This window comes from Mesorhizobium sp. M7D.F.Ca.US.004.03.1.1, from assembly GCF_003998635.1.
Lineage (GTDB): Bacteria > Pseudomonadota > Alphaproteobacteria > Rhizobiales > Rhizobiaceae > Mesorhizobium > Mesorhizobium loti.
This window is the reverse complement of record NZ_RZQG01000481.1, coordinates 1-4470: the sequence shown is the minus strand read 5'-3', so window position 1 is coordinate 4470 and position 4470 is coordinate 1. Positions and strand designations below refer to the sequence as shown.

The window sequence follows — 4470 nt, the reverse complement described above, 5'->3', positions numbered from 1 at the left end:
GTTTTTTGCCGCCACTTCAAGGCGGCGACGGCGATGAGCCCGATCCAGTATCAGAAACAGATCCGGCTGCTGGAGGCCCGCCATTTGCTGCTTGCCCAGCCAGGCAATGTTGCAAGCGTCGCCTTCGCCGTCGGCTATGAGAGCGCTTCCCAGTTCAGCCGGGAGTATGCCCGCCAGTTCGGCTCACCGCCGGCGCGCGACGCAGCGCGGCTTTCGGCGGCAGGCGAGGTGGCCGTAGAGATCATCTAGACCTTGCGTTTGCGACCCGTGTCGCGTCGCTTCTCGCCGACGCCGACGGTCAGTGCCATGGCCAGCGCCATCGTCGCCGACAGCGACCGGAAGCCGGCGAAATCCGCCTCGGCCACCTCAAACCAGACCTTGGCGAACTGGGCGAGCGGCGAAAACGAGCTGTCGGTGATGGCGACGATCGGCACGCCCTGTTCCGAGATGCTACGCGCTTCCTCGATGGTGGCCGGGGCGTAGGGCGCGAAGGAGATGGCGATGACGGCATCCGCCGGTGTGGCGAAGCCGATCATCTCGGCGTTCAGGCCGGCGGCCGATTCGATCAGCTGGTTGCGGATCTTCAGCTTGCCCAGCGCATAGGCGATGTATGACGCCACCGGATAGGAGCGGCGCTTGGCCAGCACATAAATGGTCTCGGCCTTTGCCAGCAGCGAAATCGCGTCTTCCAGATGCGCATCGTCCAGCGTGCGCGAGATATCGTTGAGCGAGGTGCTGGCGGCGGCGACGAAGCCGTCGAAGATGGCACGATGACCGGCGCCGCCCTCGGCCTTGGTGCGCAGCGCCTGCAGCCGTTCGTCATAGGACGAGTTGCGCTCGCGCAGCCGCTCGCGAAACACCTGCTGCAGGCTGGTGAAGCCGTCGAAGCCAAGCTGCTGGGCAAAGCGGATCAAGGTCGAAGGCTGCACGCCGGCCGAAGCGGCGATGCTGGCGGCGGTGCCGAAGGCGATATCGTCGGGATTGTCGAGCGCATAGGCGGCGATCTGGGCGATGCGCTTCGGCAGGCTTTCGCGCCGGTCAAGGATCGTGGCGCGCAATGTCTCGAAGTCACGAGGTACCCGTTCGTCCATCGTCGGCCCGTCCAAGCTCATCGGTGAAAGCGTCCTCTCTGCCCCATCATAGCGAGCCTGCGCAAGAACGCCATAAAAAATGAGGCAGACATTCCATTCCAAGGCAAAATGGACTAATTCATCCATCTGATACATCAGGCAGTGGAGAAACGGAAAATGGTCGGCGTCGGTCTCATCGGCACGGGTTTCATGGGCAAGTGTCACGCCATCGCATGGAGTGCCGTCGGCGCCGTCTTTCCGGATGTCGCCAAGCCAAAGCTTGTGCATCTCGGCGAGGTCAATGAGGAGCTTGCTCAACGCAAGGCAGGCGAGTTCGGTTTCGCCAAGGCGTCCGGCGACTGGCGCGCCGTCGTCAACGACCCGGAGGTCGACATCGTCTCGCTGACCACGCCCAACCAGTTCCATCCGGAAATGGCCATCGCGGTTCTTCAGGCCGGCAAGCATCTGTGGTGCGAAAAGCCGATGGCGCCGAGCTTTGCCGAAGCCGAGGCGATGGCAGCGGCGGCCAAAAAGTCCGGTAAGATCGCGGCGCTGGGCTACAATTACATCCAGAGCCCGGCCATCCGCCACATCGGTGCGCTGCTCGACGAGAAGATCATCGGCGAGGTCAACCATCTGCGCATCGAGATGGATGAGGACTTCATGGCCGACCCGGAGGCGCTGTTCTTCTGGAAGCACGAAGCCGCTTCCGGCTATGGCGCGCTCGACGATTTCGCCGTGCATCCGCTGTCGCTGGTTTCCGCCCTGTTCGGTCGCGTCGCCAGCGTCATCTGCGACATGGCCAAGCCCTATGCCGACCGCAAGGTGGCTAGCGGCGGGCGCCGCGCGGTCGAAACCTACGACATCGCCAGCGTGCTGATGCACCTGGAAAACGGCATTGCCGGCACGCTGCTGGTCAATCGTTCCGCCTGGGGCCGCAAGGGCCGCATTGCCATCCAGATTTTCGGCTCGAAGGGGTCGATCCTGTTCGATCAGGAGCGGATGAACGAAATCCAGCTCTATGTCACCGCCGATCGCCCGACCGAACAGGGCTATCGCACCATCCTGGTGGCGCCGCACCACAAGCCCTACGACGCCTTCCTGCCGGCGCCCGGCCATGGGCTCGGCTTCAACGATCTCAAGATCATCGAATGCCACGAACTGCTGACGCGGCTTGCCGGCAAACCGGCGCGGCTCATCGAATTCGCCGAAGGGCTGGAGATCGAGCGCACCGTGCACGCGATGGCGCGCTCCTTCGAGGAAAAGCGCTGGGTCGATGTGAGGTAGTCTCGCACCCGGTTTTCGCTTCGCGAAGGTGCTTCAGACGGCGGCGGTCGAGGTGTTTGTCTCCCAGCCGTTGACCCAGACCTGCCGCAACCGATCACCTTCGCCCTTGAACCGTAGTCCCGTCGCCTGGCAATCCTCGATCCGGTCGCTGCGGAAATTGCGGATCGCCTGGCGCAACTCGCACCAGCCGACGATGTTGGCGGTTTCGGCGTAATAGATCAGGGCGATAGGCCGAACGAGCCGCTCGGAGGCGCGGCCCATTTCGTCGCGATAGGAGAGGTCGAGCTTCTCCTCGTCACGAATGGCGCGGCGCACCAGCGCCAGGTCGATCGCACCGGTCGAAGGCGCGGCGAACCCCCACGCATGCAGCGCATTGGCGTCGAATGCCTGTCGCAAGGGCGGCGGCACCGCGCCGGCGATCTTTGCACTGACGCGCTTGGCCGCCTGCTTGAGTTCGCTGTCCCCCGTGCGCTCCAGCAGTGCCAGCGACAGGATGATCGCCTCCATCTCCTCGATCGAAAACATCAGCGGCGGCAGGTCGAAGCCGGGGCGCAGGATGTAGCCGATGCCACGCCCGCCTTCGATCGGCACGCGCATCGCCTGCAGTGCTGCGATGTCGCGATAGATCGAGCGCACCGTCACTTCCAGTCGCTCGGCAATCGTCGCCGCCGTCACCGGCTGCCGCGCCAGCCGTACGATCTGTATGATCTCGAACAGGCGTGACGCCTTGCGCATTTTTCACTCGGGGTTCCGATCGCAACTGACACACCATCGTCAGTTGGGCTGACCTATAGGAGCGCCTATCGAGTTGAGAATCAACACATTCCGCTGCGGTCTGGCCGGGCGAAGCGACAGGCAACTGACATGGGCTACGCGGAAAATCTCTGGCTTTTCTGTCTCCTCCTCTTCGGCATCATCATCGTGCCCGGCATGGATATGCTTTTCGTGCTTGCCAATGCGCTGACCGGTGGCGGCAACAGGGGACTTGCCGCGACCGGCGGCATCATGCTGGGCGGCATGGTGCACACACTGAACGGCGCGCTCGGCGTCGGTCTGCTGATGCATTTCGTGCCGATCCTCTACAATCCGCTGCTGATCGCCGGCGCCGCCTACATGGCCTTTATCGGGCTGACGCTGATGCGCAGTTCGATCAAGGTCGGCCATGATGGACCTGCCGGCAGTCGCTCCGCATGGAAGGCGTTTCGCCAGGGGGTGGTGATCTGCCTGATCAATCCAAAAGCCTATCTCTTCGTCTTCGCGGTCTACCCGCAATTTCTGAAGCCGGACTACGGTCCGATCTGGATGCAGGCTTCCATCATGGGATTGATGACGATCGTCATGCAGTTTGCCGTCTATGGCGGGCTAGCAATCACTGCCGGTCGCAGCCGCAATCTGCTGGTCGCCAATCCCCAGGCGACCGCCTTTGCCGGCAGGGCGGCCGGATTCCTTCTGGTTGCGATTTCCGTGCTGACCGCATGGGAGGGGCTGAGGGCGGCGTAGTGCCGGCTGAAACCGGAACCGCCGCCCTTCCCATGCCGCCATCCGTATCCGTATCAGGCGGCTCCCTGCCGACTCTCGATCATTGCGCGGCGCACAGATCGGCGCCACTCGACGGCGCCGGCAAGGCCGTGCAGCACCGTCTCGGTGGTCGCCCAGTCGATGCAGCCATCGGTGATGCTCTGGCCATAGACGAGCGGCTTGCCTGCTACGACGTCCTGCCGGCCGGCGACGAGGTTGCTCTCGATCATGACGCCGATGATCCGCTCGTCGCCCGCCGCGACCTGGCCAGCGACATCGGCCGCCACCTTGGGCTGGTTCTCGGGCTTCTTCGAGCTGTTGGCGTGGCTGACATCGATCATCAAACGGGGCGCGACGCCGATGCGGGCAAGTTCCGTGCTGGCAGCCTCGACGCTCGCCGCGTCATAGTTGGGCGCGACACCGCCGCGCAGGATGACGTGGCAGTCCTCATTGCCGGTGGTCGTCGCGATGCCGCTGCGTCCGCCCTTGGTCACCGCCATGAAATGATGCGGCTGGGCGGCGGATTTCACGGCCTCGGCGGCGATCCGCAGATTGCCGTCGGTGCCGTTCTTGAAGCCGACCGGGCAGGACAGGC

At 63.9% G+C, this 4470-nt stretch carries 6 protein-coding genes; 3 read left to right on the top strand and 3 right to left on the bottom strand.

The features are described from left to right. Window positions 1-249, top strand: a 249-nt coding sequence (locus tag EN935_RS23335; RefSeq protein WP_164771284.1) for an AraC family transcriptional regulator, incomplete at its 5' end; no start/stop codon positions are given. On the opposite strand, the gene EN935_RS23330 is transcribed toward EN935_RS23335, so the two are convergent. After that, window positions 246-1091: a MurR/RpiR family transcriptional regulator gene (locus EN935_RS23330; RefSeq protein ID WP_164757620.1), complete on the bottom strand. Its 846-nt coding sequence runs from the start codon at window positions 1089-1091 to the stop codon at window positions 246-248. The two genes, EN935_RS23335 and EN935_RS23330, sit on opposite strands and share 4 nt — an antisense overlap. Window positions 1092-1247: 156 nt before the next feature. Here EN935_RS23330 and EN935_RS23325 point away from each other — a divergent pair, with 156 nt between their 5' ends. Continuing rightward, on the top strand, window positions 1248-2357 hold the full coding sequence (locus EN935_RS23325) for a Gfo/Idh/MocA family oxidoreductase (protein ID WP_127263256.1): 1110 nt from the start codon (window positions 1248-1250) through the stop codon (window positions 2355-2357). 33 nt (window positions 2358-2390) lie between these two features. On the opposite strand, the gene EN935_RS23320 is transcribed toward EN935_RS23325, so the two are convergent. Continuing rightward, window positions 2391-3092 carry a YafY family protein gene (locus EN935_RS23320; protein ID WP_127263257.1) on the bottom strand — a complete coding sequence of 234 codons (702 nt, stop codon included), beginning with the start codon at window positions 3090-3092 and terminating at the stop codon, window positions 2391-2393. A 129-nt stretch (window positions 3093-3221) separates the two neighbouring features. Here EN935_RS23320 and EN935_RS23315 point away from each other — a divergent pair, with 129 nt between their 5' ends. Continuing rightward, complete coding sequence (locus EN935_RS23315) at window positions 3222-3857, top strand: LysE family translocator (protein ID WP_127263258.1); 636 nt, start codon at window positions 3222-3224, stop codon at window positions 3855-3857. 53 nt (window positions 3858-3910) lie between these two features. Here the strand turns inward: EN935_RS23315 and EN935_RS23310 are convergent. Then, window positions 3911-4470 (bottom strand): 3-deoxy-7-phosphoheptulonate synthase (locus EN935_RS23310; protein ID WP_127373647.1); only part of this gene is annotated, 560 nt, incomplete at its 5' end.

Excerpts from the sequence above, each read along its gene's own strand:
- EN935_RS23320 (WP_127263257.1), bottom strand. The coding sequence starts at position 3,092 with ATGCGCAAGGCGTCACGCCTGTTCGAGATCATACAGATCGTACGGCTG.
- EN935_RS23315 (WP_127263258.1), top strand. The coding sequence starts at position 3,222 with ATGGGCTACGCGGAAAATCTCTGGCTTTTCTGTCTCCTCCTCTTCGGC.
- EN935_RS23325 (WP_127263256.1), top strand. The coding sequence starts at position 1,248 with ATGGTCGGCGTCGGTCTCATCGGCACGGGTTTCATGGGCAAGTGTCAC.
- EN935_RS23330 (WP_164757620.1), bottom strand. The coding sequence starts at position 1,091 with ATGGACGAACGGGTACCTCGTGACTTCGAGACATTGCGCGCCACGATC.